Annotated in this window: 24 protein-coding genes and 1 pseudogene; 17 read left to right on the top strand and 8 right to left on the bottom strand. The window is 73.1% G+C overall.

What is annotated here, in order from left to right:
• Window positions 1–43: 43 nt before the first annotated feature.
• The gene (locus ACFYPD_RS00850; protein ID WP_387107321.1) at window positions 44–340 is read right to left on the bottom strand and encodes a DUF1540 domain-containing protein; all 297 of its coding nucleotides are present in this window, start codon (window positions 338–340) and stop codon (window positions 44–46) included.
• Window positions 341–1,075: 735 nt separating this feature from the next.
• Between ACFYPD_RS00850 and ACFYPD_RS00845 the strand changes: the two genes are divergently transcribed.
• Entirely contained in the window at window positions 1,076–1,618 is a 543-nt protein-coding gene (locus tag ACFYPD_RS00845; RefSeq protein ID WP_387107319.1) for a hypothetical protein, read from the top strand.
• Between the two features lie 178 nt (window positions 1,619–1,796).
• Here ACFYPD_RS00845 and ACFYPD_RS00840 read toward each other — a convergent pair whose 3' ends face one another.
• Entirely contained in the window at window positions 1,797–2,414 is a 618-nt protein-coding gene (locus ACFYPD_RS00840; RefSeq protein ID WP_387107317.1) for a DUF4126 domain-containing protein, read from the bottom strand.
• A 71-nt stretch (window positions 2,415–2,485) separates the two neighbouring features.
• On the opposite strand from ACFYPD_RS00840, the gene nucS reads away from it, so the two are divergent.
• Window positions 2,486–3,145, top strand: coding sequence for an endonuclease NucS (gene nucS, locus ACFYPD_RS00835; protein ID WP_387107314.1), 660 nt, complete (start codon window positions 2,486–2,488; stop codon window positions 3,143–3,145).
• Window positions 3,146–3,164: 19 nt separating this feature from the next.
• Here nucS and ACFYPD_RS00830 read toward each other — a convergent pair whose 3' ends face one another.
• Window positions 3,165–4,667: an aldehyde dehydrogenase family protein gene (locus ACFYPD_RS00830; protein ID WP_387107312.1), complete on the bottom strand. Its 1,503-nt coding sequence runs from the start codon at window positions 4,665–4,667 to the stop codon at window positions 3,165–3,167.
• Window positions 4,668–4,920: 253 nt separating this feature from the next.
• On the opposite strand from ACFYPD_RS00830, the gene ACFYPD_RS00825 reads away from it, so the two are divergent.
• From ACFYPD_RS00825 to ACFYPD_RS00795, 7 genes are all read left to right on the top strand, one after another.
• Entirely contained in the window at window positions 4,921–5,379 is a 459-nt protein-coding gene (locus tag ACFYPD_RS00825; RefSeq protein WP_387107309.1) for an FHA domain-containing protein, read from the top strand.
• An 86-nt stretch (window positions 5,380–5,465) separates the two neighbouring features.
• Complete coding sequence (locus ACFYPD_RS00820; RefSeq protein ID WP_387107307.1) at window positions 5,466–6,530, top strand: alpha/beta fold hydrolase; 1,065 nt, start codon at window positions 5,466–5,468, stop codon at window positions 6,528–6,530.
• 124 nt (window positions 6,531–6,654) lie between these two features.
• The gene (locus tag ACFYPD_RS00815; RefSeq protein WP_387107304.1) at window positions 6,655–8,445 is read left to right on the top strand and encodes a 3-hydroxyacyl-CoA dehydrogenase family protein; all 1,791 of its coding nucleotides are present in this window, start codon (window positions 6,655–6,657) and stop codon (window positions 8,443–8,445) included.
• Between the two features lie 41 nt (window positions 8,446–8,486).
• On the top strand, window positions 8,487–8,981 hold the full coding sequence (locus ACFYPD_RS00810; RefSeq protein WP_387107303.1) for a SigE family RNA polymerase sigma factor: 495 nt from the start codon (window positions 8,487–8,489) through the stop codon (window positions 8,979–8,981).
• Entirely contained in the window at window positions 8,978–10,027 is a 1,050-nt protein-coding gene (locus tag ACFYPD_RS00805; protein ID WP_387107301.1) for a hypothetical protein, read from the top strand. Before ACFYPD_RS00810 ends, ACFYPD_RS00805 begins: the two co-directional genes overlap by 4 nt.
• Before the next feature lie 62 nt (window positions 10,028–10,089).
• Window positions 10,090–10,422: a hypothetical protein gene (locus ACFYPD_RS00800; RefSeq protein WP_357941362.1), complete on the top strand. Its 333-nt coding sequence runs from the start codon at window positions 10,090–10,092 to the stop codon at window positions 10,420–10,422.
• A 66-nt stretch (window positions 10,423–10,488) separates the two neighbouring features.
• Window positions 10,489–11,298, top strand: a complete 810-nt coding sequence (locus tag ACFYPD_RS00795; protein WP_387107299.1) for an alpha/beta hydrolase — start codon at window positions 10,489–10,491, stop codon at window positions 11,296–11,298.
• Window positions 11,299–11,301: 3 nt separating this feature from the next.
• Here ACFYPD_RS00795 and ACFYPD_RS00790 read toward each other — a convergent pair whose 3' ends face one another.
• The 5 genes from ACFYPD_RS00790 to mce all read right to left on the bottom strand — a co-directional run bounded on the left by ACFYPD_RS00790 (window position 11,302) and on the right by mce (window position 18,494).
• Window positions 11,302–12,381, bottom strand: coding sequence for an AI-2E family transporter (locus ACFYPD_RS00790; RefSeq protein WP_387109087.1), 1,080 nt, complete (start codon window positions 12,379–12,381; stop codon window positions 11,302–11,304).
• 342 nt (window positions 12,382–12,723) lie between these two features.
• A complete protein-coding gene (locus tag ACFYPD_RS00785; RefSeq protein WP_387107297.1) occupies window positions 12,724–14,703 on the bottom strand; it encodes a hypothetical protein in 1,980 nt (659 codons plus the stop codon).
• A gap of 171 nt (window positions 14,704–14,874) precedes the next feature.
• A complete protein-coding gene (locus tag ACFYPD_RS00780; protein ID WP_387107294.1) occupies window positions 14,875–16,128 on the bottom strand; it encodes a DivIVA domain-containing protein in 1,254 nt (417 codons plus the stop codon).
• 244 nt (window positions 16,129–16,372) lie between these two features.
• A complete protein-coding gene (ccrA, locus tag ACFYPD_RS00775; protein WP_387109084.1) occupies window positions 16,373–17,728 on the bottom strand; it encodes a crotonyl-CoA carboxylase/reductase in 1,356 nt (451 codons plus the stop codon).
• Window positions 17,729–18,017: 289 nt separating this feature from the next.
• On the bottom strand, window positions 18,018–18,494 hold the full coding sequence (gene mce, locus ACFYPD_RS00770) for a methylmalonyl-CoA epimerase (protein ID WP_387107292.1): 477 nt from the start codon (window positions 18,492–18,494) through the stop codon (window positions 18,018–18,020).
• Between the two features lie 393 nt (window positions 18,495–18,887).
• Between mce and ACFYPD_RS00765 the strand changes: the two genes are divergently transcribed.
• The 8 genes and pseudogenes from ACFYPD_RS00765 to ACFYPD_RS00730 all read left to right on the top strand — a co-directional run.
• Entirely contained in the window at window positions 18,888–19,220 is a 333-nt protein-coding gene (locus ACFYPD_RS00765) for a hypothetical protein (RefSeq protein ID WP_387107289.1), read from the top strand.
• Window positions 19,221–19,321: 101 nt separating this feature from the next.
• Window positions 19,322–19,645, top strand: coding sequence for a hypothetical protein (locus ACFYPD_RS00760; RefSeq protein WP_387107288.1), 324 nt, complete (start codon window positions 19,322–19,324; stop codon window positions 19,643–19,645).
• Between the two features lie 212 nt (window positions 19,646–19,857).
• Window positions 19,858–21,051, top strand: a complete 1,194-nt coding sequence (locus ACFYPD_RS00755) for an acetyl-CoA C-acetyltransferase (protein WP_387107286.1) — start codon at window positions 19,858–19,860, stop codon at window positions 21,049–21,051.
• Window positions 21,052–21,053: 2 nt separating this feature from the next.
• Window positions 21,054–22,058 carry a methylmalonyl Co-A mutase-associated GTPase MeaB gene (gene meaB / locus ACFYPD_RS00750; RefSeq protein ID WP_387107283.1) on the top strand — a complete coding sequence of 335 codons (1,005 nt, stop codon included), beginning with the start codon at window positions 21,054–21,056 and terminating at the stop codon, window positions 22,056–22,058.
• A gap of 85 nt (window positions 22,059–22,143) precedes the next feature.
• Complete coding sequence (locus ACFYPD_RS00745) at window positions 22,144–22,557, top strand: Asp23/Gls24 family envelope stress response protein (protein ID WP_387107280.1); 414 nt, start codon at window positions 22,144–22,146, stop codon at window positions 22,555–22,557.
• A 94-nt stretch (window positions 22,558–22,651) separates the two neighbouring features.
• A complete protein-coding gene (locus ACFYPD_RS00740; RefSeq protein ID WP_387107279.1) occupies window positions 22,652–24,340 on the top strand; it encodes a methylmalonyl-CoA mutase in 1,689 nt (562 codons plus the stop codon).
• A 137-nt stretch (window positions 24,341–24,477) separates the two neighbouring features.
• Complete coding sequence (locus ACFYPD_RS00735) at window positions 24,478–25,398, top strand: tetratricopeptide repeat protein (RefSeq protein ID WP_387107277.1); 921 nt, start codon at window positions 24,478–24,480, stop codon at window positions 25,396–25,398.
• Window positions 25,399–25,464: 66 nt separating this feature from the next.
• Window positions 25,465–26,559: pseudogene (locus ACFYPD_RS00730) on the top strand (arginase family protein); the annotation flags it as partial.
• Window positions 26,560–26,629: the final 70 nt, after the last annotated feature.

The following is a 26,629-nucleotide window of genomic DNA, read 5'->3' as shown; positions in this document are numbered from 1 at the left end:
CCGTTCTGGCTCGGTCAGCCCACTGCCGGCCGGCCCGGCCCGGTCAGCGGCTCGCGTAGGTCTGGCAGTCGGCCATGTCCATCTCGGGGCCGACGGTGATCGCCGGGGCGTGACATTCCAGGTCGGAGTTGTGCCGGCAGTCCGCGCGCTGGCAGGCACCGACCTGGGCGATCATCTGCTCGACGCCGCCGCGCACCGGCAACTCGATGAACGTGTGGCAGTGCGCGTGGTCGGGGCTGCCGATCGTGATGGCGAACGCGTGGCAGTCGTTGGTGTGGTTGTAGGCGCAGGACCTGACGGCGCACTCCTGGACCCGGGGCATCTCCAATGACGCGGTCATCTCTCCGGCCCTCCTCTGGACGTCTGCCCCGAACGTAGGCGTTCGTCCGGGTTCCCACCCCTTGATCCGGCTGCGGGTCATGCGGTCGAGTGCCCAGGATGTCCGACTTCAGCTCGGCCGAGGTGGCAGCCTCGCCAGATACCGGCAGCCCGGCGAGCGGCGCATCGTTCACCCAGCGCCCAGCCGGACGACCTGCACTGGATCAAGCCTCGTCCCAAGCTGGCCGGGGCCGACCGGCTCCGGTCCCGGGCAGGCGACCAGCCCCAGAAGGCGGCTCAGGGGGGCCGGAGGCATATGTCCGGTTCGCGCCCGGCCTCGGCCGCTGAGCGGAACGGCATGTGTGTCTCCCGGGCCGGGATACCTCCATGGCGTTCCACCGACCGTCCGGACTTGGGCGGGGTGTCCGGTTCGTGGGGTGACCGGCGGCATCCCGGCGGCGGAATGGCCGGCGGGTGGGGGTCGTTGTATACGGGTGAACGACCGAGGACCGCTCCCGCCCCCGCGGGGTGTCCCGCTACCTGGGGCCGCCCGCCGAGGTGGGTGCCCAGCCCCCGGAATGTTGGTGGGCCGGCGGTCGTTACACATGGTCCCGGCGCCGCGAAGTGGCTTCGCCCCGCGCGCTGGATGATCCCCCCAAGACTTTCCCCTTGTGAGCGCCTGACGGTGCTTGCGCACACCACCTTGAGTCGACCCCCGTCGGCGTGTGTGCGCCAACCCCCGAATGGAGCTACCCCCGTGAACACGATGCTGCGTAAGAGCGTGCTGGGTATTGCTGGTCTGGCCTTCACCGGTGGCGTCTTCGCCGGTCCGGTCGCCGCCCACGCTGAGCCGGTGAACAGCACCAAGCCGGTCGCCGTGAGTGTGCAGGGCGCCCAGTCCAAGATTGACCTGAACGACGAGCAGACCGCGAACGCCAAGGCGATCATCGCGGCGACGAAGAAGGCCGGCCTGCCCGAGCGGGCCGCGGTCATCTCGATCGCCACGAGCCTGCAGGAGTCGAAGCTGGAGAACCTGGGTCACCTCGGTGACGCCAACGATCACGATTCGCTGGGCTTGTTCCAGCAGCGCCCGACCTCGGGTTGGGGCACGCCGGAGCAGATCACCAACCCCGAGTACTCCACCCTGGCGTTCCTGAAGGGTCTCAAGCAGGTCGACGGTTGGCAGGACATGCCGCTGACCGAGGCCGCGCAGACCGTGCAGGTCTCGGCCTACCCGGACGCCTACGCCCAGTGGGAGCAGCAGGCCACCGACATCGCCCACCAGCACTGGAACAGCTGACCCGAACAACAACCGCTGGCCGGCACCCCAACAACGGGGTGCCGGCCAGCGGCGTATCCGGACGGCAACGGACGGCGAGGGACCACGACGGGCTGGGGGCGAGGGTGACCGGCGCAGGGATCAAGCCTGACCGCCCGGAGCCGGTCACCCTCGCCCCCAGCCCCAAGCGCAACCAGCGTCAGACCCGGAACCCCGCAGCCCGAGCGGCCTGACGTTCGCGACGCCGTGAACGACGGCGACGCAGGAACCAGAAGAGGAACGCCACGAACCCGAGCAGGAACACCAGCACCAGCACCGGCAGCAGGATCGCGACCACCGACATGACGGCGCTGGTCGCGTCCTCGGCGGTGCTGGCCACCGGCGCGCCGAAGCCCGCGGTGGTCGCGTTGATGACCGGGCGGGCCGCCGACTTGAGCAGGTGCACGCCGAGCGCGAGGAGCACGCCGACGATGACCGGCACCCACTGGTGCGAGGAGAAGAAGGTGTCCGGGTCGCTGACCGTGACCGTCTCCGAGCTGGAGCCGGCGCCGAAGGCCAGGCCGCCGGCGGTCGGCCGGACCACCGTCTGGACCACGTCGTTGACGTGGTCGACCACCGGCACCTTGTCGGCCACCATTTCGACGGCGAGCAGCACGGCGAGGATCAGCAGGACCCACCCGTTGCCCAGCCACTGCCAGCCGCTCGGCAGCTCCATGAGGTCGGTGTAGCGCGCGAGCACGCCCATCAGCAGAAGGGGGATGTAGGCGTTCAGGCCCGCCGAGGCGGCGAGCCCGGAACCGGTGAGGACTTCGAGCACGATCTCAATATCGCACCGGTACGCCAGTGGCGCTCGTCGGCGACTGCCGGGTGCTCCGCTACCCTCGTCGGGTGCGGTTGGTGATTGCGAAGTGCTCGGTGGACTACGTCGGACGGCTCTCGGCACATCTGCCGCCGGCCACCCGGTTGCTCATGGTGAAGGCGGACGGCTCGGTGTCGATCCACGCCGACGACCGGGCGTACAAGCCGTTGAACTGGATGAGTCCGCCGTGCCGGCTGGAGGAGGCCCCCGGCGTGTGGCGGGTGGTCAACAAGGCCGGCGAGGAGTTGCGCATCACCCTGGAGGAGATCTTCCAGGACACCTCGTACGAGCTGGGCGTCGACCCGGGCCTGCGCAAGGACGGTGTCGAGGCGCACCTGCAGGAGTTGCTCGCCGCCAATCCGGAGACCCTCGGTGCGGGCTTCACGCTGGTGCGGCGGGAGTACATGACCGCGATCGGCCCGGTCGATCTGCTCTGCCGGGACGCGAACCAGCGCGCGGTCGCGGTCGAGGTGAAGCGTCGCGGCGAGATCGACGGCGTGGAGCAGCTCACCCGCTACCTCGAACTGATGAACCGTGACCCGCTGCTCGCCCCGGTCGCCGGGGTGTTCGCCGCGCAGGAGATCAAGCCGCAGGCGCGGGTGCTCGCCACCGACCGGGGCATCCGGTGCGTGGTGGTCGACTACGACAAGCTGCGCGGCATCGAGCGCGACGAGCTGACCCTGTTCTGAGCCCGGCGGGCCGGGGTGGTCAGCGGCCCCGGCCGTACATCAGCTTGGCGGCCTTGACCAGGCGGGCGACGTCGGCGGGGGTGCGCTCGAAGGTCATCGACGGCAGCAACGAGCGGGCCCGGCGGCGGGTGATCGACTTGGCGCGGCCGAACTCGCGCAGCCCGTCCTCGCCGTGGATCCGGCCGAAGCCGGAGTCGCCGACCCCGCCGAACGGCAGTGTGGACATGCCGGCGAAGGTCAGGGTCGAGTTGACCGCGGCCATCCCGGAGCGCAGCCGCCGCGCGACCGCCACGGCACGCTTGCGGCCGAAGACCGAACCCCCGAGGCCGTACGACAGGGCGTTGGCCCGTTCGACGGCCTCGTCCACGTCGCGGACCCGGTTGACGGTCAGCGTCGGCCCGAAGGTCTCCTCGCGCACCGCGGCCGAGTCCTCCGGCACGTCCACGAGCACGGTCGGGTGCACGTACGGCGGCTGGACCGCCTCGGGGCCGCCGAGCACCGGCCGACCGCCGCGGGCCACCGCGTCGTCGATGTGCCGGCGGATCACGTCGACCTGGGACGGCATGGTGATCGGCCCGATGTCGGCGCCGTCGGGGCCGACGGTGAGCCGGCCGGCCTTCGTCACCACCTTGTCGACGAAGGCGTCGAAGACCTGGTCGACCGCGTAGACGCGCTCGATGCCGATGCAGGTCTGCCCGGCGTTGGTCAGCGCGCCCCAGACACACGCCTCGGCGGCGGCGTCCAGGTCGGCGTCGGCGTCCACGATCATGGCGTCCTTGCCGCCCGCCTCCAGCAGGACCGGGGTGAGCGTCTCGGCGCAGGCGGCCATGACCTTCTTGGCGGTGGCGGTGGAGCCGGTGAAGGCCAGCTTCGCCACCCCCGAGCGGCACAGCGCCGCGCCGACGTCGCCGAGCCCGTGCACCGCCTGGAGGACCGGCTGTTCCGGCACCACCTCGGCGAACCGGTCCACCAGCCACTGCCCGACGGCCGGGGTGTACTCGCTCGGCTTGAACACCACCGCGTTGCCGGCGGCGAGGGCGTAGGCGGCGGAGCCGATCGGGGTGAAGACCGGGTAGTTCCACGGACCGATCACGCCGACCACCCCGTACGGCTGGTATTCCAGGTGGGCGGTGAACTCGGCGAGGATCAGCCGGGAGCGGACCCGGCGCGAGCCGAGCACCCGCCGGGCGTTGCGGGCGGCCCAGTCGATGTGCTCCAGCGCGGTGAGGATCTCCACCACGGCGTCGCCGACCGGTTTGCCGCCCTCGGTGTGCACGAGGTCGGCCAGCTCCTCCATCCGTCGGGCGAGCACCCCGCGCCAGCGCAGCAGCCGGTCGCGCCGGCCGGCGAAGCCGAGCCCGGCCCACCAGTCCGCGGCGGCGCGGGCCCGCTCCACCGCGGCCCGCACGTCCGCCTCGGTCGCCACGGGAAGTCGTCCGGCCTCCGCGCCGGTCGCCGGACTGGTCGACACGAGTCGGCCGTCGGAGATGAGCGGGGTCCCCGGGACACGCACAGCCGTCATGGCCGGAGTCTAGACCCGAGCGTTACTCACCGGTAGGCCCCGCGTGACCCGTACTCTCTGCCGAGGTCGGAGGTGTCGCGGGCCCGGCGGGATCGACGGGTGTGCCGCCCGTTGAACCGGCGACGCCCGCCGAAACGGCGAACAGGAGATGGCCGGCCGGGGTCCCGGGGGTGACCACGCGGTGGTGGGAACGATTACGGTGAGGTGGCAGGCTGACGCCGCGGAGCGACGGTGGGGTGGAGGTCGACTGTCCATGGAGGAGCATCCGGAACTGATGCCGCTGTTGACGGTGTCGGGTGGGGCGATGCGAGGGCTGAGCTTCCGGGTCGGCCGGGATCCACAGCTGGTCGGTCGGGCACCGAGCGCCCACATCGTGCTCGCCGATCCGCACCTGAGCCGGCGGCACGCCACCGTGCAGGCCACCCCCGACGGGGTGGTGCTCACCGATCTCGGCTCGACCAACGGCACCTGGCTCAACGACCAGCGGATCGTCGGCAGCGTGTCGCTCGCCGACGGCGACGTGATCCGGCTCGGCCGCACCGACCTGCGCTTCTTCGACCCGGGCGTGGCCCTGACCGACCCGGTCGGGATGAGCTTCGGGCGACCGCGCCGCGACCAGCGGCCGACCCTGCCGCTGCCGGTCCCGCCCACGCCTCGGACGCCGGTCGAGTCGCGCGGCACGCTGCCGCTGGCGATCGACGCGCACCGCTGACCCGGACTTCCGCCACACCAGCCGACGGCCCCGCATGGGGACCGCCCACATGGACGGGTCGCGGACAACCGTGCCAGCATGCGCGGATGAGGAGCGAGCGACGCACCGTCCGGGCCAACGGCATCGTCCAGGCGGTCCGGGTGGCCGGCCCGCCGGACGGCGTGCCGGTGCTGCTGGTGCACGGCAACGTGTCGTCCGCCGCCTTCTGGGAGCCCCTGCTGCCCCGGCTGCCGGAGACGCTCCGGGTGGTCGCCCCCGACCTGCGCGGATACGGCGACACCGACACCGCCCCGGTCGACGCCACCCGGGGCCTCGGCGACTTCGCCGACGACGTGGCCGCCCTGCTCGACGCCCCCGGCCTGTTCGCCCCCGGCGTCCGGCCGGTGGTGGTCGGGCACTCGCTCGGCGGTGGGGTGGCGATGCGGCTGCTGGTCGACCACCCGGACCGGGTGGCCGGGCTGCTGCTGGAGGCACCGGTCTCCCCGTACGGCTTCGGTGGGACCCGGGACCTCGCCGGCACCCCCACCACGCCCGACTTCGCCGGCACCGGCGCGGGCACCGCGAACCCCGACTTCGTGACGCGGCTGGCCGCGCGCGACCGGGGCGCCGACGGCCCGACCAGCCCGCGCGCCGTGCTGCGCTCGGCGTACGTGGCCGACCCGGCGTCACTCGGTGGGAACGAGGAACTGCTGCTGGAGAGCATGCTCACCACCGCCACCGGGGACGACAACTACCCCGGCACGGCGGTCGCCTCGGCGCACTGGCCGGGCCTGGCGGCGGGGGAGCGCGGCGTGCTCAACGCGCTGGCGCCCGCCCACTTCCGGCTCGCCGACGAGCTGGTCGCCGTCCCGGCCAAGCCGCCGGTCACCTGGGTACGCGGCGACGCCGACGTGATCGTCTCGGACACCTCGCTGTTCGACCTGGCGTACCTGGGGTCGCTCGGGGTGGTGCCGGGCTGGCCCGGTGCGGCGGACTGCCCGCCGCAGCCGATGGTCGGCCAGACGCGGGCGGTGCTCGACCGGTACGCGGCGGCCGGTGGGACGTACCGGGAGGTGGTGCTGCCCGGCTGCGGGCACAGCCCGCACCTGGAGCGGCCGGCCGAGTTCGTCGCCGAGCTGCTGGCGCTCGCGGAGGTGCCCTCCGGGGTCTGACCGACGCGGTGCGTGAAATATCCCACGGCGTCTCGACAACGCAGCGTCACATGGCAGACTCCGGCGCATAACCTTAGCCGCCGTTCATGTCGGCGACGGCGGAGTCAACCAGGGGAGGCCGGTCGTGGCGCGCGAGTTCACCAGTGTGGGTGTGGTGGGTCTGGGCACCATGGGTGCCGGCATCGTCGAGGTGTTCGCCCGCAACGGTATCGACGTGGTGGCCGTCGAGATCTCCGCGACCGCCGTGGAGCGCGGCCGGGCCACCCTCACCGGCTCCACGGACCGCGCCGTGGCCAAGGGCAAGCTCGCCGAGGCCGACCGGGACGCGCTGCTTTCCCGGATCGACTGGCAGGTCGGGCTGGACGCCCTGCACTCGGTGGACCTGGTCATCGAGGCGGTGCCCGAGCACCTGGACCTGAAGCAGCGGATCTTCGCCGAGCTGGACCGGGTCTGCAAGCCCGAGGCGATCCTGGCCACCAACACCTCCTCCCTGAGCGTCACCGAGATCTCCGTCGCCACCACCCGGCCGAACCAGGTCATCGGCATCCACTTCTTCAACCCGGCGCCGGTGATGAAGCTGGTCGAGGTGGTCCGCACCGTGGTCACCTCCGCCGACGTGGTGGCCGACGTGGAGGCGCTCTGCGCGCGGCTCGGCAAGGTCGACGTCACCATCAACGACCGCGCCGGGTTCATCGCCAACGCGCTGCTGTTCGGCTACCTGAACCACGCGGTCGGCATGTTCGAGTCCCGGTACGCCACCCGCGAGGACATCGACGCCGCCATGAAGCTCGGCTGCGGCCTGCCGATGGGCCCGCTCGCGCTGATGGACCTGATCGGCCTCGACACCGCGTACGAGATCCTGGACACCATGTACCGGCGCGGCGGCCGCGACCGCCGGCACGCCCCGGTGCCGCTGATCAAGCAGATGGTCACCGCCGGCCTGCTCGGCCGGAAGTCCGGCCGCGGCTTCTACACCTACGAGCGGCCGGGCTCCCCGGTGGTCGTACCCGACGAGCACACCCCGGTGAGCACGGGCGCCGCGCTCGCCGACGGCGCCCGGGCGATCGCCAAGGTCGGCGTGGTCGGCTCCGGGACCATGGCCACCGGCATCATCGAGGTCTTCGCCAAGGCCGGCTACGAGGTCATCTCGGTGACCCGGGGCGCGGAGAAGTCCGCCACGGTGTGCGAGTCGGTCAAGACCTCGCTGAACAAGGGCGTGGTGCGGGGCAAGCTGAGCGAGGACGACCGGGACGCGGCGCTGGGTCGGGTCACCTGGTCGGCCACCCTGGACCACCTGGCCGACGTCGACCTGGTGGTCGAGGCGGTGGTCGAGGAGCTGAGCGTCAAGAAGGCCCTCTTCGCCAGCCTCGATGAGATCTGCAAGCCGGGCGTCGTGCTGGCCACCACCACCTCGTCGCTGCCGGTGATCGACGTGGCGATGGCCACCCAGCGGCCGGCCGACGTGATCGGCCTGCACTTCTTCAACCCGGCACCGATCATGCCGCTGGTGGAGATCGTGCAGACCATCCGCACCTCGGCGGAGACCGCCGCCACGGCCCGGGCGGTCTGCGCGGAGCTGGGCAAGACCGGCGTGGTCTGCGGCGACCGGTCCGGGTTCATCGTCAACGCGCTGCTCTTCCCGTACCTGAACGACGCGGTGAAGATGCTGGAGGCCAGCTACTCGACCGCCGACGACATCGACTACGCCATGAAGCTCGGCTGCGGCTACCCGATGGGCCCGTTCGAGCTGCTCGACGTGGTCGGCCTGGACGTCTCGCTGGCCATCCAGCGGGAGCTCTACCTGGAGCTGCGCGAGCCGGGCTTCGCCCCCGCGCCGCTGCTGGAGCACCTGGTCACCGCCGGCTACCTGGGCCGCAAGAGCGGCCGCGGTTTCCGCGACCACACCAAGCGCTGATCCGGGTCAACACCGGGCGCCGGTGACGGCGTCTTCAGGGCGTGACCTTCGAGGAGTACGTCGGCAGCCGCGGCCCGGCCCTGTTGCGCCTGGCCCGGCTGCTGACCGGGGACGCGCACCGCGCCGAGGACCTGACCCAGGACGTGCTGGCCCGCGCGTACGTGCACTGGCGGAAGATCGCCCGGGCGGACCGGCCCGACGTGTACGTGCGGCGGATGCTGGTCAACGCGAACACGTCGTGGTGGCGTCGGCGGTCCAGCCGCGAGCTGGCCGTGGACACCTTCGCCGAGCGGCCCCAGCGCGGTGACCTGGGTGGCGAGGCGGCCGACCGGGACGAGATGTGGCGGCTGATCCGCGCCCTCCCGGACCGCCAGCGCGCCGTGCTGGTGCTGCGCTACTACGAGGACCTGGACGACGCGACCATCGCCCAGATCCTCGACTGCTCGCCGGTCACCGTCCGCACCCACGCGATGCGGGCGCTCGCCCACCTCCGGGAGCGCTGCGGCGTCCCGACGACCAAGGGGAGCCGGCCGTGACCGACCTCGACCAGCGGATCGCCTCGGTGCTGCGGGAGCGCGCCGAGGGGGAGACCGACACGCATCGCCTGCTGCGGGCGTCCCGCGCCCTCGGCCGGCGCCGGCAGCTGCGCCGCCGGGTCGCCGCCGGCACGGCGCTCGCCCTGGTGGGCGTGGTCGGCTTCACCGGCGTGACCGGCACCGACCTCGGCCGGCTGACCGGCCGGCTGCCCTGGACGGCGGCGACGCCGGCGAGCGTGGCGCCGCCGGTGCCGCCCCGAGCCGACGGGGTACCCGGGGCGGTCGCCGACCCGGCCCGGGTCGGCACCGACCCGCGGGTGCTGCACTTCGGCGTCGACCCGGCGCAGGCCCGGTACCTGGGCTGGGGAGTCAGCGACAACCAGGTCGAGTCGATTCGGGTCGAGACCCCGGCCGGGCGGCGGATCACGGTGGAGGTGGCCCGCTCCGAGGCGGCCCTCGGTGGCGCGGGGATCGAGGGGTTCCCGGTCGACCTGCCGAGGCCCGCCTTCGACGGCGGAATCCAGCGGGTGGCCTTGGGCGGCGGTCTGAGCGGGTACCTGACGTGGTTCCGCCCAGCGGCGGGCCTCTTCGCCCGGGCGAGCATCACGGGTGGGGACCCGCTCGCGCTCACCCGCGGCCTCGAGGCGCTCCGCTGGGACGAGGCTCGCCGGTGCGCCGCGCCGGTGCGGCTCGACGCGCTGCCGGCCGATGCCACGGTCGACTCCTGCCGGGTCGACCTCTCCTCGTACCCGGGACTGGTCACCGCGCAGCTCGGCGTGCGGGGGGACCGGGAGCAGCACATGGCGGTCTGGTACCGGTACGCGGTGCAGGCCGGTACGAACGCCAAGTCCAACCGGACGTTCGGCGGCCGGCCGGCGTACGTGCCGCCGAACGGCTGGACCATCGACCTGGTCGGCGTCCCCAAGGTGGAGCTGAGGGCCACCTTCGATGCGTCGGGCGAGGGCTTCACCGAGGCGGACGCGGGCACGCTGCTGGCCGGGGCGCGGCTGGCGGAGGACCCGACCCGCCTTGAGACCTGGCCCTGACCGGGCCTCGCCGGCCGGACCCGCCCGACCTGGGTCGGTCCGGCCGGCGGACCGTACGCTTGGTGACCGTGAGCCCCCGTCGCAACCGTCCCCGCCGGGACGAGACCGCCCACCTCGACGCCGAGCGGGCGCGCCAGGGCGTGCCGACGGTCCAGCAGTGGCGCGACGGCGACTGGCAGGTGCGCGGGATCACCGGCGGGGCGTCGGTGAAGACGTACCGCTGTCCCGGCTGCGACCAGGAGATCCGCCCCGGGGTGGCGCACGTGGTGGCCTGGCCGGCCGACGACCGCGGTGACCTGACCGACCGCCGGCACTGGCACAGCGGTTGCTGGCGGGCCCGGGATCGGCGCGGACCGAACCTCCAGCGCGGTCGGGGCGCCCCCCGGCACGGCTGAGCGATCTGGATCACCCTGTTTCCGCCCCGGCGGGCGGCGCGGACGGCGGCGCGGGAGACTGGGGCGGTGAGCACACCGATCCGTGCCTCGTCGATCCTGCCCGGCCGCCGGGAGGACATCGAACTGCACACCGCCGACGGGCTGACGCTGGTCGGCGAGCTGGCCCGGCCGCTGGACCGGGAGCCCGTCGCCACCCTGGTCTGCCTGCACCCGCTGCCCACCCACGGCGGGATGATGGACAGCCATGTGCTCCGCAAGGCGGCCTGGCGGCTGCCCGCGCTGGCCGACCTGGCCGTGCTCCGGTTCAACACCCGGGGCACCAGCAGCGTCCGCGGCACCAGCGGGGGCGCCTTCGACAACGCGGTCGGCGAGCGCTTCGACGTGGCCGCCGCCGTCGAGTACGCCGAGTTCCACGAGCTGCCGAACATCTGGCTGGTCGGCTGGTCGTTCGGCACCGACCTGGCGCTGAAGTACGGCTGCGACCCGGCCGTGGCCGGTGCCATCCTGCTCTCCCCGCCGCTGCGCTTCTCCGCGCCCGCGGACCTGACCGTCTGGGCCGAGTCCGGCCGGCCGGTCACCGCACTGGTCCCCGAGTTCGACGACTACCTGCGTCCCGAGGAGGCCCGGCAGCGCTTCGCCGCCGTGCCGCAGGCCGAGGTGGTCGGGGTGCCCGGCGCCAAGCACCTCTGGGTCGGCGACGCCGAGACCGTGCTCAACGAGATCGTCAGCCGGGTCAACCCCGCCGTGGCGGTCCCGCTGCCGACCACCTGGGACGGCCCGATGGAGACCGGCGACGTCAGCGCGTACGCCGACCGGACCGTGGCCTCGTTCGCCGACACCCCGGTGCCCGGCCCGGCGCAGCGCCGCGCCGGCTGACGGTCAGCGGGACTCCTGCCGGGGCAGCACCACCTCGCGCAGGATGAGTTGGAGCGCGGCCACCGTGGGGATGGCGATCAGCGCGCCGACCACGCCCAGCAGCGACACCCCGAGCAGGGCCGCGAGCAGCGCCGCCACCTCGTTGACCGAGACCGCCCGGCGCATGATCTTCGGGTAGATCAGGTAGTTCTCCACCTGCTGGTAGATCAGGAAGAAGACCAGGCAGGCGACGCCGACCGGCAGGTCGGTGGCGAAGCCGACCAGGGTCACCACCACGGCGCCCAGGGTCGCCCCGATCTGGGGGATCAGGTCGGTCACCGCGACCACCACGGCCAGCGCGAAGGGGTACGGCAGCCCGACCACCAGGGCGAACACGAACGTGCTCGCCCCGGCCAGCACCGCGATGGCCAGGGCGCCGACCATGTACGCGCCGACCCGGGCCAGGATCTCGTCGCCGATCAGGCGGACCCGCTCCCGGCGGGACCGGGGCACCAGCGCGTACCCGAGGTCGCGCAGCTTGTTGAAGTAGGCCAGGAAGTAGATGGTCAGCACCAGCACGGTCAGCGCCCGGAAGATGGTGCCGAAGATGAGCTGCGCCCCGCCCAGCACGCCGCCGAGGGCCCGGCCGATGGTGTCCGCGTTCGCCGCCGACTGGACGCGCCGCATCACGTCGTAGCGCTCGACGAAGTCGTTGACGGTCGGGTTGCGGCGCAGCTCGTCGACGTAGCCGGGCAGGTGCTCGATGAACTGCCCGGACTGGGTCACCACCGGCGGCACCAGGGCCAGCAGCCCGCCGACGATCAGCAGCACCACGGTCAGCGTCACCACCGCCACCGCGAGCCCGTGCGGCAGCCCCCAGCGGCGCAATCGGACCACGGCCGGGTGCAGGCCGACTGCGAGGAAGAGCGCGATCACCACCAGCACCAGGATGCCGGTCGAGTTCCGTATGCCCAGGAACACCGCGTACGCCAGCAGCACGCCGAGCGCCCCGTTGAAGCCGATCAGGAAGCTGCTGCGCCGCAGCGGCCGGCCCGGCACACCGAAGCGCCCGCTCGGCTCGAACTCGGTCGGCTCGGTTTCCACCCCGACCTCGGCCGGCGCGGGCTTGCCGGCCAGTCCTTTCCGGCCCACGGGTTCTCCGCTGCGGGCCGGTCCGGGGTTGCCGGCAGGCTGTGGATTGCCGGTGGGTTCGGGTTCGGGGCCCACGGCGTCGAGTCGGTCGTCGTCCGGGCCGGCGGATCCCTCCTGCGACACCCGTGCCTCCCCGGCTCCCGCTCCGGCCCGGCGGAGCGCCCCTGCGGCGGACCGTGAGCGCCGGACGGGTCCTCGACGGCGCGGCCCTTGCCCGCAGGTTAGCGGTCGACGCCCGCCCCGACCATCCGCCGGCGGGCGAGGTGGCGCTGACCGGGAGGGCTGGTGTCCGCGTCAGTCCTTGTCGACGGTGACGGTGCTCGGCTTGGCGCTGCGCTCGTCGGTGGTCGGCTTGGTCGGGCGCTTGCCGTTCTCACCGGTGCTGGTGATCTTCGTGGGGGTGGCGCCCCGGCCGCCTTCGCCGGGCACGGCGGCCACGGTCGGCTCGCCGTCCACCCCGGCGCTGGCGTCGGAGCCGTCCACGGTGGTCACGGGCTCGGCGATCGGGCGGGCCTTCGCACCGTCCGCCGCCGGCTCCCCGGCCTCCGCGGGGGCGCCGCCGTTGGGGGAGACCGTCGCGGTGCCTCTGGCGGTGGCGGGCACCGGGGTCCGGTCGTCCGCCGGCGTGCCGTTCGCGTCGCGGCCGGCCGCGGTGGCCAGCTCGGCCGGGTCCACGGGTGTGGCGGCGAGGCCGGCCGGCCCGGCCTCCGTGCGCAGCTCGGCGAGCCGGCGCTCAAGGTCGTCGGACTCCTGCCGGGACTTCCAGGTCTCCGTGCGCAGGTCGGCCAGTTCCTGCTGGGCGTTGGCGATCTCCAGCATCACCTGGGCGAGCTGCTGCCGGCCGGCGGCCACCTCCTGCTGGGTGGCGGCGAGGTGCTGCTGGGTGGTGGCCAGGTGCTGCTGGGTGGTGGCCGCGTACTCCTCGAACTGCCGGCGCGAGGCAGCCACGTGCTCGTCGGCCTTGCGGCGCTTGCCGGCGGCGTCCGCCTCGGCCCGGCGGAGCAGCTCGGCGGCCTCCTCCTCGGCCCGCTGGCGCATGGTGAGCGCGTCCTGCTCGGCCGCCTGCCGGAGTTCCGCCGCGCCCTGCTCGATCTCCGTGCGTCGGGCGGTGTACGCCTTCTCCAGCTCGTCCTGCCGCTTGGTGTGCTGCTTGTCCAGCTCGTCGCGGCGCTTGGCGAACTCCTGCTCGGCGGTGGCGCGGCGCTGGGCCAGCTCCTTGTTCGCCGTCTCCTGCCGGGCCTTGACCTCCTTCTCCACGCCGGCCCGCCAGGCGCCCAGCTCCTGCTGGGTCTGGGCGCGGGCCTGCTGGACGTACGCCTCGGTCTCGCTCCGCATCCGCTGCACGTACGCCTCGACCTCGGCGCGGTTGCGCTTGCCGGCCTCGGTGGCCTCGGTGGTGAGCCGGTTGGCCTCGGTCCGGGCCCGGCCGCGGGTGGCCTTCGCGGCCTCCTCCGCGTCGTCGACGATCTTCTTGGCCTCGGCGAGCGCCTTGGCGTGGGTGGCCCGGCCGGCCTCGGCGGCGGATTCGGTGAGCCGCTTGGCCTCCTGCTGGGCCTTGGCGTGCACCTCCTTAGCCGCCTCGCGGAGTTGGGTGGCCTCCTGCTGGGCCAGGGCCTGCGCCTCCTTGGCCGCCTCGCGCAGCCGGGTCGACTCCTGCTGGGCGCGGGCGTGGATCTCCTTGGCGGTGTCCCGGAGCTGGGTGGCCTCCTGCTGGGCTTTGGCCAGCGCGTCCTGGGCGGTCTTCCGCAGCTTCTCGGCCTCGGCCTGGGCGGCCTTGAGGGTGGATTCCGCCTCGGCCTTGCGGGCGGCGGTGTGCCGCTCCTCCTCGGCGCGTCGGGCGGCGAGGGCGATCTCGAAGTCCTTGAGGGCCTGGGCCGCCTGCTCCCGGGCCTCCTCGATGATGTGCTCGGCGGCCGCCCGCCGGGCCTCGATCTCCTCGTTGGCGGCGGCCAGGATGTCGTCGGCCTGCTCCTCGGCCATGGTGAGGATCTGCTCGACCCGGGGACCGAGGTGCCGGAACGAGGCGCGGTCGACCACGCCCACCTGCTTGCGCACCTGGGCGAGGTCGCGTTGCAGCACCTCGACCTGGCCGGCCAGCTTGTGGATCTGGGTGTACGCCTGTTCCCGCTCGGTCGTCAGCGCGGAGATCTCGTGCTCCGCACGAGCGACGTAGCGGTCGACCTGTCGTTTGTCGTACCCCCGCAGAGCGGACTCGAAGCTGGGCTCCGTGGTCACGTCCCCGCCGAGGGCGAACAGTTCCTCGCCGTGCGACATGCCCCCATCCTCACACGCATCCGGCCCTGCTGGGGCGATACGGACGCCCCTGTTCGGAGGTGCACTTCACTGAACTGGTGAAACGGGCGGGAAAGCGTGACGGCGCGGGGCGGCACCGGTCACCCGGTGTCACCCCGCGCCGCGGCTCATGCCCCGTCTGCGGGTGGTTGTTCAGCTGGCCGACTCGGCCGTGACCTTCTTGTCGGCGGCGTCGGCCTTCGGCGCCTCCGGCTTGTTGGCGCCCGCCGCCGGCACGCCCGGCACGATGCCGGCGAGACCGGAGAGCATCTGCCCGAGCTGCGAGGTGACCGCGTCCTTCTGCCGGGTGAGGTCCTCGACCTCGCGGCGGGCCGCCTGGGTGGTCAGCTCGGCCTCGGTGCGGGCCTCGCTGAGCAGTCGCTGCGCCTCGGCCCTCGCCTCGGACACCGTCTTGTCGGCCAGCGCCTTGGCCTTCTCCACGGTGTCGGTGGCGGTGCGCTCGGACTCGACCCGGCGGGCCTCGGCCCGCTGCTCGATCTCCTTGGCCCGCTCCTGGGCGGCACGGGCGCGCTGCTCGGCCTCGCTGACCAGCTTCTGGGTCTGCGCGACCTGGGCGGCGTGCCGCTCGGACTCCTCGCGCTCGGCCTTCTCGCGCCGCTCGGCGAGCTGGAGCTCCAGGGCCTGGAGGTCCTTGTCGCGCTTGTCCCGCGCGTCGGTGAGCAGCTTGGTGGCCTCGGCCCGCTTCTCCTCGGCCTCGCGGGCGGCCTTCGCCCGCTGCTGGGTGATCTCCCGCTCGGCGGTGGCGCGCAGGGTGGCGACCTCGCGCTCGACCGTCGACTTCAGCTCGGCCACCTCGTGGGCGGTGACCGTGCGCAGCTGCTTGGTCTCCCGGTCGGCGTCGGCGCGCAGGGTGTCGGCCTCGCGGCGGGCCTGCACCCGGACCTCGGCGGCCTCCCGCTCGGCGGCGGTGCGGACGCTGCCGGCCTCGCGCTCGGCGCTGGCCTTCATGGCGGCCGCCTCGGCGCGCGCCTTGTCGGTGATCTCCCGCGCCTCGAGGCGGGCGGCGGAGAGGATGCCCTCCGACTCGCGCTTGGCCTCGTTGCGGTGGTCGTTGGCCTGCTCCTCGGCCAGCCGGAGGATCTGCTCGACTCGGGTGCCCAGGCCGGAGAGGGTCGGCCGGCTGTTCTCCTCGAGCTGCTTGTTGGTCTCGGTGAGCTTCTGCTCGAGCGCGCCCTGGCGCTGCTCGGCCTGGCGCAGCCGGCGCTGCGCGTCGTTCATCCGCTGCTCGGCCTCGGCGCGGGCCTGCTCGGACTGGCTCAGGGCGGCGGTCAGCCGGCCGATGAAGTCGTCGACCTGGTTGGTGTTGTAACCACGCAGGCCAACGGTGAAATCGGGCTGTGAGTTCGCGTTATCGAAGAACGCAAGAGGGGACTGCTGCTGGGGCATTGGGACATACTCGCAGACGCCCCAGGGTGCTTCGCAAGAGCGGTGCGTAGCTTTCGTGTCCTGTTTACATGGTCAACTTCGCCTGCGCGGCGGGACCGGACCAACCGGCGATCTTGGCAGGTCCCGGGCGGGTCGGGCGACCGCACGGGGAGAGCGCGAAAAGGGCCGCGGGTCGGCGCCCGCGGCCCTTTGTCGTACGGCAATCGAATGGTGTTGTGGCCTACCGGAAAGGCAATGCCGGCGGTCAGTGCCCGCGGAACCGGTTGATCGCGGTTTCGTGCCGGGCACGCAGCTCGGTGTCCCGGACGCCGAGCCCGTCGGTGGGCGCCAGGCAGCGCACGCCGACCTTGCCCTGGTGCGCGTTGCGGTGCACCTCGTACGCGGCCTGGCCGGTCTGCTCCAGCGGGTAGGTCCGCGACACGGTCGGGTGCACCTTGCCGAGCGCCACGAGCCGATTGGCCTGCCACGCCTCGTGGTAGTTGGCGAAGTGGCTGCCGACGATCCGCTTCAGATGCATCCACAGGTAGCGGTTGTCGTACTGGTGCAGGTAGCCGCTCGTGGAGGCGCAGGTGACGATGGTGCCGCCCTTCTTGGCGACGTAGACGCTGGCGCCGAAGGTCTCCCGGCCGGGGTGCTCGAAGACGATGTCCGGGTCCTCGCCGCCGGACAGCTCGCGGATCCGCTCGCCGAACCGGCGCCACTCGTCCTGGTCCTGAGTCTCCTCGTCCTTCCAGAACCGGAAGCCCTCGGCGGTGCGGTCGATGACCAGTTCGGCGCCCATCTTCCGGCACAGCTCGGCCTTCTCCGGCGAGGAGACCACGCAGATCGGGATGGCCCCGCCGCCCAGCGCCATCTGGGTGGCGTAGCCGCCCAGTCCGCCGGAGGCGCCCCAGATCAGCACCACGTCGCCCTGCTTCATGTTCGCGCCGTGGTGGGAGACGAGCTGCCGGTACGCCGTGGAGTTGACCAGCCCCGGGCTGGCCGCCTCCTCCCAGCTCAGGTGGCGCGGCTTCGGCATGAGCTGGTTGGCCTTGACCACGGCCAGCTCGGCCAGGCCGCCGAAGTTGGTCTCGAAGCCCCAGATGCGCTGCTGCGGGTCGAGCATGGTGTCGTCGTGGCCGGCGGCGTCCTCCAGCTCCACCGAGAGGCAGTGCGCGACCACCTCGTCGCCCGCCTTCCACCGGGTCACCCCCGGCCCGGTCCGCAGCACCACGCCGGCCGCGTCCGACCCGACCACGTGGTACGGCAGGTCGTGCCGGCGGGTCAGCTCGGAGAGCCGGCCGTAGCGCTGGAGGAACTTGAAGGTGGGCAGCGGCTCGAAGATGCTGGTCCACACGGTGTTGTAGTTGATGGCGCTCGCCATCACGGCGACCAGCGCCTCGCCGGGGCCCAGCTCGGGGGTGGGCACCTCCTGGACGTGCAGCGCCTTGCGCGGGTCCTTGTCCCGGGTCGCCATGCCGTCGAACATGCGGGTGTCCTCGGCGCGGACCACCACACCCCGGTAGGTCTCCGGTACCGGCAGGCCGGCGATGCCGGCGAGTTCCCGCTCGGGCTGCGCCGAGCCCTCCGCCGCCATGATCGCTTCGAGGATGTCCTGCACGGTGACCTCCCGTTCGTTGCGCACCCGCACCGGGCGGGCAGGGGTGCTGCCATCGTCGGCGCCGGTGCGCCGGGACCGCCATGTCGGCAATCGACACATCCGGCACCCGGTCGCGCTCCTGTGGGGCCGGACGTTACTGAACGGTAGCTAGGGCGGGAAGTCCTCTGTGAAAAACTGCATCCGCCGATGCGTGGAGGTGTCCGTGGGAACGCGAAACCGCGCAGTGCCGCGCTGCGTCCCAGGTATCAGGAGGGGGCCCCGGCCGCCTCGACCGGGGCCCCTCCGCGGCTCAGTGGGTGGTGGCGGCCGGCTCGACCAGCTCGACCAGGACGCCGCCGGCGTCCTTCGGGTGCACGAAGTTGATCCGCGAGTCGGCGGTGCCGCGCTTCGGCTTCTCGTAGAGCAGCCGGACGCCGCGCTCGCGCAGCGCCGCGCAGGCCGCGTCGATGTCGGTCACCGTGTACGCGACCTGCTGCACGCCCGGCCCGTTGCGGTCCAGAAACTTGGCGATCGTCGAGGACGGCGACAGCGGGGCGAGGAGCTGCACGCAGCCGCCCTCGGCCGTCGGCCCGACGGCCAGCATCGCCTCGCGTACGCCCTGCTCCTCGTTGGTTTCCGTGTGCACGCAGCGCATGCCGAAGGTGCGCTGGTAGAAGTCGATCGCGGCGTCCAGGTCGGCCACGGCGATCCCGACGTGGTCGATGCGGCGCAGGCCGATGTCTGTGACATGGTCGGCAGCGGGCTCGACGGGGGAGTTCTCAGCCATGGCGCCAGTTTGGCCGAACAATCGTTAAGGCGTACAGGTCGGCAATCTCACGCCGCCGGATCGGACCCGCCCGAACGTCTCCACCCCAAGCCTCAGCCGAACGGGCTACCCCCAACGAGGTCACCGGGCCGACATCCGCCGTACACCCGAGCCGGCGGCCGGCCGCGCTCCGATCGTCCTGCTGGACGGGCGATGCCCCGACGACCCGGTCGCGAGCAGGATTCGAACAGGCACGCACATCAGCAGTGGTCGCCCCCCGGCCAGCGCTCGCGGCCCAGGTACGGGGGCCTCGACCGGACTCGGGGAGGGTCGAGCCGTGCGCACGGCACCGAAGAAGCGCGGTAACGCACCGGACGCCACCGTCGCAGGCGGCCCGGCTCGGGAGCGGTCGGCATGACGCTGGAGCAGTGGGCGGCGGCAAGCGTCGTGTTGGGCGCGATCCTCACCGCGCTGACCCTGGCCGTGACGGTGAGCCGGCCGCTGCGCCGCCTGGCGCGCCACAACGAGGAGTTCCGGCAGGACTGGTACGGGGTGCCGGCCCGACCGGGCCACGACGCCGTCCCGGGGGTGCCGGAGCGGTTGCGGCGGATCGAAACGGAGCTGCGCCCGAACGGACGCGGGACGCTGCGGGACGCGGTCAACGACGCGGAGCGCCGTCTCAAGGACGTGGAGAGCCGCCTCGACGACCACCTCCGGGCGCAGCACGGTGGCACGTCCCGCGGCTGACCCCGATCGCCAGTGGTCCCCGCTCATCGATCGTTCGGCATATGCGAACCCGGACGGCGCACGGTTGATCTGCAACTTGCATGCGGTGAAGAGTACGGATGGTGAGTTCACTGTCACGCCCCGTCACTGCCATCTGGATCCCCTCCCACGTCGACCCGATCGAACCCCACCTCATGGCCTGCCTGGACCACGCGGGGCGCTGCCGCTACGACCTTCTCGGGATCATCACCACGGCGCCGTGGGACGAGGTCAGGCAGATGATGCTCGCCGGGAAGGTCGACGTGGTGGTGGTCGCCCGGCGGGAGCACCTCCCGCCGGACCGGACGCCGCGGATCGAGGTGGCCGCCCGAGGGACGGACCTGTCGCTGGCGTCGTCGCCCAGGGGTCCGGTGCCGCCGCGCCGGCGCCGCCCGCGCCAGGGCTGAACGCGCGAGCAGCCCGGCGAAGGCCTGCTGCGTGCTGCCGCGTCGGGCCCGGAGGTCGGACGCCGCGGCGCGACGACCAGGCCATCGACCGTCATGACCTGGAGCGCATTGCGGACGTGCTCGGGGTCACCGTACTGTCGCCCTTCCCGGCAGATATGGTGCGTCCTAACAATCGTTAAGGCGTACAGGTCGGCACCCCCTCGGAGGCAGGCATGGCTTCGGTGATCGTCAGCGGCGCGCGGACCCCGATGGGGCGCCTGCTGGGCAACCTCAAGGACCTCCCCGCGACGAAGCTCGGCGGCGTCGCGATCAAGGCGGCGCTGGAGCGCGCCGGCGTGGCACCGGACCAGGTGCAGTACGTGATCATGGGGCAGGTGCTCCAGGCCGGCGCGGGCCAGATCCCGGCCCGCCAGGCCGCCGTCGAGGCGGGCATCCCCATGTCCACCCCGGCGCTGACCATCAACAAGGTCTGCCTCTCCGGCCTGGACGCGATCGCCCTGGCCGACCAGCTCATCCGGGCCGGCGAGTTCGACATCGTGGTGGCCGGCGGCATGGAGTCGATGACCAACGCCCCGCACCTGATGCTCGGCCAGCGGGCCGGCTACAAGTACGGCGACGTGACGATCAAGGACCACATGGCCCTGGACGGTCTCACCGACGCCTGGGACTGCTGCTCGATGGGTGAGTCCACCGAGCGGCACGGGGCGAAGCACGGCATCACCCGCGAGGAGCAGGACGCGTTCGCCGCGACCAGCCACCAGCGTGCGGCCGCCGCCCAGAAGAACGGACACTTCGCCGAGGAGATCACCCCGGTGATCATCCCGCAGCGCAAGGGCGACCCGCTGGTGATCAGCGAGGACGAGGGCATCCGCCCGGACACCACCGCTGAGTCGCTGGGCAAGCTCCGCCCGGCCTTCACCAAGGACGGCACCATCACCGCCGGCAGCTCCTCGCCGATCTCCGACGGCGCCGCCGCGGTGGTCGTCATGAGCAAGGCCAAGGCCAAGGAGCTGGGGCTCACCTGGCTGGCCGAGGTCGGCGCGCACGGCAACGTGGCCGGCCCGGACAACTCGCTGCACTCGCAGCCGTCCAACGCCATCAACCACGCCCTCAAGAAGGCCGGCCTGGGCGTCTCCGACCTCGACCTCATCGAGATCAACGAGGCCTTCGCCCAGGTCGGCATCCAGTCCGCCCGGGACCTCGGGATCAGCACCGACAAGGTGAACGTCAACGGCGGGGCCATCGCGCTCGGCCACCCGATCGGCATGTCCGGCGCCCGGCTGGTGCTCACCCTGGCGCTGGAGCTCAAGCGGCGGGGCGGCGGCACCGGCGCGGCCGCGCTCTGCGGCGGCGGCGGCCAGGGCGACGCGCTGATCATCCACGTGCCGAACGGTGCCGAGAGCTGACCGTGGGCGACAGTGTTCAGAACGTCCCGGCGGCGGCGGCCGGTTCGGTGCGCCGCAGCCGGGACGTACCCCTGCTGGTCGAGCGGGCCCGCGCGGGCGACCCCCGCGCGGTGGCCCGGCTGATCACCCTGGTCGAGTCCGGCGACGAGGTGCTGCCGCAGGTCGCGGCGGCGTTGGCCCCCTACGCCGGGCACGCCCAGGTGGTCGGCCTGACCGGCTCGCCGGGGGTGGGCAAGTCGACCACCACCAACGAGCTGGTCCGGGCCCTTCGGGCGCGCGGGCACCGGGTGGGTGTGCTGGCCATCGACCCGTCGAGCCCGTTCACCGGTGGGGCGATCCTCGGTGACCGGGTCCGGATGCAGGACCACGCCACCGACCCCGGCGTCTACATCCGCTCGATGTCCAGCCGGGGCCACCTCGGCGGGCTCTCCGCGGCCACGCCGCAGGCGGTGCGGGTGCTGGAGGGCGCCGGCTGCGACGTGGTGCTGGTGGAGACCGTCGGCGTCGGTCAGGCCGAGGTCGAGGTGGCCTCGCTGGCCGACACCACGCTGGTGCTGCTCGCCCCGGGCATGGGCGACGCCATCCAGGCCGTCAAGGCCGGCATCCTGGAGATCGCGGACGTCTTCGTGGTCAACAAGGCCGACCGGGACGGCGCCGACGCCACCGTGCGCGACATCCAGGGCATGATCGCGCTGGGCGAGCGCGGGCCGGGCGAATGGCGGCCGCAGGTGGTCCGCTCCATCGCCGCCCGCGGCGAGGGCATCGACGACATCGCCGCCGCGATCGACAAGCACCGCGACTGGCTGGAGCGCCACGGCGAGCTGCGCCGCCGCCGGGAGGCGCGGGCCGCCGCCGAGGTCGAGGCGATCGCGTTGGGCACCCTGCGGGATCGGATCGGCTCGCTGCGCGACGGTACGCAGCTGCCGACCCTCGCGGCCAAGGTGGCCGACGGCGCGATCGACCCGTACGCGGCGGCCGGCGAACTGCTGGCGCAGCTGGGCGCGTGACGGGTCCACTGCGGAGCATCCCCGCCTAGTACGCTCGCACCGCCTCGCGGACCCGTGGGGCGGTGCGCGTCTGTGGTGGGAGAGCATGGCTGACGAGGCGACCCAGGAGCTGTCGGTGACCCCGAACGCGGTGGCGGGCGGCGCCACTTACGTCTCCGACGAGGTGGTGGAGAAGATCGCGGTGGCCGCCGCGAAGTCGGTGCCCGGGGTGGCCGAGCTGGGCGGCGACGTGGCCCGCTTCTTCAACGCCGTGCTGGACCGGGTCGGGCTGGACCAGGTCGGCGACGCCCGGCGCGGCTGCTCGGCGCACGTCACCGACGGCGCGGCGGTGGTCAACCTGGTCATCGTCATCGGCGGCGGCCGCCCGGTGCCCGAGGTGACCGAGGCGGTCCGCGCCGCGGTGACCTCGGCGGTCGAGGCGTACGGGCTTCGAGTCGACGAGATCAACATCCGGGTCGACGACGTGGCGCTGGGCGGGCCGGCGGTGCCCTCGGCCTGATCAGGTTACCGGCCGGTAGGCGCAAGCTTAGCGATCGTTCAGGCTGGCGTTCTACACTCGGTCTCATCCGAGGACTCGAGGAGGAGCTCCGCGCATGGACGCCGACGAGATCGCCGCCGGTCGGGCCCGCTGGCAGGCCCGCTACGACGCCGCCCGCAAGCGGGACGCGGACTTCACCACGCTGTCCGGGATGACCGTGGACCCGGTCTACGGGCCCCCGGAGGGGGTGCCGTACCCGGACTTCGAGCGGATCGGCTGGCCGGGCGAATTCCCGTACACCCGGGGGCTCTACCCGACCGGCTACCGCGGGCGCACCTGGACCATCCGGCAGTTCGCCGGGTTCGGCAACGCCCAGCAGACCAACGAGCGCTACAAGATGATCCTCGGGGCCGGCGGCGGCGGGCTCTCCGTCGCCTTCGACATGCCGACCCTGATGGGGCGCGACTCCGACGACCCGCAGTCGCTCGGCGAGGTCGGCCACTGCGGCGTGGCGATCGACTCGGCCGCCGACATGGAGGTGCTCTTCGACGGCATCGACCTGGCCGGCGTGACCACCTCGATGACCATCTCCGGTCCGGCCGTGCCGGTCTTCTGCATGTACCTGGTCGCCGCCGAGCGGCAGGGCGCCGACCTGTCCACCCTGGACGGCACGCTCCAGACGGACATCTTCAAGGAGTACATCGCGCAGAAGGAGTGGCTCTTCGACCCGGAGCCGCACCTGCGCCTCATCGGCGACCTGATGGAGTACTGCGCCCGGGAGATCCCGCGGTATAAGCCGCTGTCGGTCTCCGGCTACCACATCCGCGAGGCCGGCTCGACCGCCGCGCAGGAGCTGGCGTACACCCTGGCTGACGGGTTCGGCTACGTCGAGCTGGGGCTCTCGCGCGGGCTGGACGTCAACGTCTTCGCCCCGGGCCTGAGCTTCTTCTTCGACTCCCACGTGGACTTCTTCGAGGAGATCGCCAAGTTCCGGGCCGCCCGCCGGATCTGGGCCCGCTGGCTGCGCGACGTCTACGGCGCCACCAGCGAGAAGGCCCAGTGGCTGCGGTTCCACACCCAGACCGCCGGGGTCTCGCTGACCGCCCAGCAGCCGGTCAACAACGTGGTGCGGACCGCCGTGGAGGCCCTGGCGGCCGTGCTCGGCGGCACCAACTCGCTGCACACCAACGCCCTCGACGAGACCCTGGCCCTGCCCACCGACGAGTCGGCCGAGATCGCCCTGCGTACCCAGCAGGTGCTGATGGAGGAGACCGGGGTCGTGAACGTCGCCGACCCGCTCGGCGGCTCCTGGTACGTCGAGGCGCTGACCGACAAGATCGAGGCCGAGGCGGAGGAGATCTTCGCCCGGATCCGGCAGCTCGGCGGCGAGGGGCCACACCAGATCGGCCCGATGACCTCGGGCATCCTGCGCGGCATCGAGGACGGCTGGTTCACCGGCCACATCGCCGAGTCGGCCTTCGTCTACCAGCAGGCGCTGGAGAAGGGCGACAAGCGGATCGTCGGTGTCAACTGCCACACCGGCACGGTCGCCAAGGACCTGGAGATCCTGCGCATCTCGCACGAGGTCGAGCTGGAGCAGCGCCGGGTGCTCGCCGAGCGCAAGGCCGGCCGCGACGACGCCGCGGTCAAGGCCGCCGTGCAGCGGATGGTGGAGGTCAGCCGGACCGGGGGGAACATGATCCCGGCCATGCTGGACGCGGTCCGGGCCGAGGCCACGCTGGGCGAGATCTGCGACGCCCTGCGTGCCGAGTGGGGCGTCTACCGCGAGCCCGCCCGGTTCTGAGTGTCAGAAAGGGCCCCTTCCTGTCGCCTGGCGTCAGGAAGGGGCCCTTCCTCGCATCCCCACCAGGCGTGAGAGTCGCAACTGCCGCCGTGGCGGTTGATCTGAGTTCCGCGGGACACGTGCGAGACTAGATAACCATGAGCGACCCACGGATCACCTCGTCGATCTTCACCCGCGGCGCGGTCGACCTCAGCGCGCTGCGCGGCACCCCGGAACCCTCCCGCCCCACCGCCCCGAGCCAGGCCGGCCCCCCGGCCGGCGTACCCGGCGGCCCCCCGTCGGGTGGCGGTGTGGCCGTCATCGACGTGACCGAGGCGACCTTCCAGTCCGAGGTGTTGGAGCGGTCGCTGACCACCCCGGTCGTCGTGGACTTCTGGGCCGAGTGGTGCGAGCCCTGCAAGCAGCTCTCGCCGGTGCTGGAGCGGCTGGCCGCCGAGGGCGAGGGCGCCTGGGTGCTCGCCCGGGTCGATGTCGACGCCAACCCGCGGCTCGCCCAGATGTTCCGGGTCCAGGGCATCCCGATGGTCTACGCGGTGGTCGGCGGGCAGCCGATCGACGCCTTCTCCGGCGTCGTGCCGGAGGCCCAGCTCCGCCAGTGGATCCAGGCCATCCTCAAGGCCGGTGGCGTCACCGTCGCCGAGCCGGAGGACCCGCGGCTGACCGAGGCCGACGACGCGCTGATGTCCGGCGATCTGGAGGCCGCCGAGGCGGCGTACCGGAAGATCCTGGCCGAGAGCCCGGCGGACGCCGCGGCCGAGGCCGGCCTGGCCCAGGTCGGGGTGGCCCGGCGGGTGGCCGGCGCCGATCCGCGCGCCGCGCTCGCCGCCGCCGAGCAGGCCCCCGACGACATCGAGGCCCAGCTCCTCGCCGCCGACATCGAGGTGCTCAGCGGCCTGGCCGAGCAGGCGTACGCCCGGCTCGTCGGCCTGGTCCGCCGGTCCGCCGGCGACGACCGGGAGAAGGTCCGCCAGCACCTGGTGTCGCTGTTCAGCATCGCCGGCCCGGACGACCCCGCCGTGGCGGCCGCCCGACGCGCCCTGGCCAGCGCCCTGTTCTGAGTTCATCGCACGCCAGCGCGGGCCGGCGTACCGGCCGGCCCGCCCGACCACCGAGGACGGGAGCTCATGATGCGCCGGATCGCCGTCCTCGACGCGCCGACGAACCTCGGCCTGCGCCCACCCACGTCCACCGCCGTCCCGGGCTGCGCGAAGGCGCCCGGCGCGCTGCGCGACCACGGCCTGCTCGCCCGGCTGCGGGCCCGTGACGCCGGCTGCCTCACCCCGCCCCGGTACGACCCCGGTGACTGGCGCCCCGGCGACGGGGTCTGCCACGCCCGGGAGATCTCCGGCTACTCGGTGGCGCTGGCCGACCGGATCGGCGCGATCATCGACCGCGGCGAGTTCCCGCTGGTGCTCGGCGGGGACTGCTCGGTCCTGCTCGGCTCGGCGCTGGCCATGCACCGGCTCGGCGAGGCGGTCGGCGGGCGGATCGGCCTGGTCTTCGTCGACGGCCACTCCGACTTCCGGCACCCCGGCAACGCCTCCTACGTGGGCGCGGCGGCGGGGGAGGACCTGGCCCTGGTCACCGGCCGGGGGCAGGCCGACCTGGCCGCCATCGAGGGGCGGCGCCCGTACTTCCGGGACATCGACGTGGTGGTGCTCGGCATCCGGGCCCAGGACGAGTACCGGCTCGACCTCCAGGCCGCCGGCATCACCACCCGTCCCGTGCCGGCGCTGCGCGCCGAGGGGGCGGCCCGCACCGCCCAGTGGGCGCACGAGCAGTTGGCCGACTGCGCCGGCTACTGGGTGCACATCGACGTGGACGTGCTCGACCCGGCGGTGATGCCCGCGGTCGACGCGCCGGACGCGGGCGGGATCGCGTTCGCCGAGCTGGAGATCCTGCTCGCCGGCCTCGTGGACACCCCGCACTGCCTCGGCGTCGAGCTGACCGTCTTCGACCCCGACTACGACCCCGACGGGTCGTACGCCGCCGAGATCGTCAACACCGTGGTGGCCGGGCTCGCGCCGGTCGCGGCGCCCGGCGCGACACCGCCCCGGCTGCTGCCGCCCGGCCCGGTGGCGCCGGCGCCCCGGCCCGGCAACGGCCGGCCGCCGGCGCGCGACGTGCTGCCCGGCCCGGCGGCCGTCCCCGCGCCCGCGGTGGCCGTGGAACCGATCGGCCCGACCCCGACCGAGGCCGGGGAGGAACCCGCCGGCGTCAACAGCGACGGGCCCGCGGTCGACCATCCCGCCGATCCGTCCCGTGCGGGCCTGCCGCGCCGTGCGCCGG

The sequence above is a fragment of the Micromonospora sp. NPDC005299 genome, assembly GCF_042872345.1.
Taxonomy (GTDB): Bacteria; Actinomycetota; Actinomycetes; order Mycobacteriales; family Micromonosporaceae; genus Micromonospora.
Note: the sequence above shows the minus strand (reverse complement) of the source record. Positions and strands in the feature narration are given on the sequence as shown.

Bases quoted from the DNA above. Each gene is read 5' to 3' on its own strand.
- ACFYPD_RS00850 (WP_387107321.1), bottom strand. From the start codon at position 340: ATGACCGCGTCATTGGAGATGCCCCGGGTCCAGGAGTGCGCCGTCAGG.
- ACFYPD_RS00830 (WP_387107312.1), bottom strand. From the start codon at position 4,667: ATGACGGCTGTGCGTGTCCCGGGGACCCCGCTCATCTCCGACGGCCGA.
- ACFYPD_RS00825 (WP_387107309.1), top strand. From the start codon at position 4,921: ATGGAGGAGCATCCGGAACTGATGCCGCTGTTGACGGTGTCGGGTGGG.
- ACFYPD_RS00820 (WP_387107307.1), top strand. From the start codon at position 5,466: ATGAGGAGCGAGCGACGCACCGTCCGGGCCAACGGCATCGTCCAGGCG.
- ACFYPD_RS00785 (WP_387107297.1), bottom strand. From the start codon at position 14,703: ATGTCGCACGGCGAGGAACTGTTCGCCCTCGGCGGGGACGTGACCACG.
- ACFYPD_RS00780 (WP_387107294.1), bottom strand. From the start codon at position 16,128: ATGCCCCAGCAGCAGTCCCCTCTTGCGTTCTTCGATAACGCGAACTCA.
- mce (WP_387107292.1), bottom strand. From the start codon at position 18,494: ATGGCTGAGAACTCCCCCGTCGAGCCCGCTGCCGACCATGTCACAGAC.
- ACFYPD_RS00765 (WP_387107289.1), top strand. From the start codon at position 18,888: ATGACGCTGGAGCAGTGGGCGGCGGCAAGCGTCGTGTTGGGCGCGATC.
- ACFYPD_RS00755 (WP_387107286.1), top strand. From the start codon at position 19,858: ATGGCTTCGGTGATCGTCAGCGGCGCGCGGACCCCGATGGGGCGCCTG.
- ACFYPD_RS00745 (WP_387107280.1), top strand. From the start codon at position 22,144: ATGGCTGACGAGGCGACCCAGGAGCTGTCGGTGACCCCGAACGCGGTG.
- ACFYPD_RS00740 (WP_387107279.1), top strand. From the start codon at position 22,652: ATGGACGCCGACGAGATCGCCGCCGGTCGGGCCCGCTGGCAGGCCCGC.
- ACFYPD_RS00735 (WP_387107277.1), top strand. From the start codon at position 24,478: ATGAGCGACCCACGGATCACCTCGTCGATCTTCACCCGCGGCGCGGTC.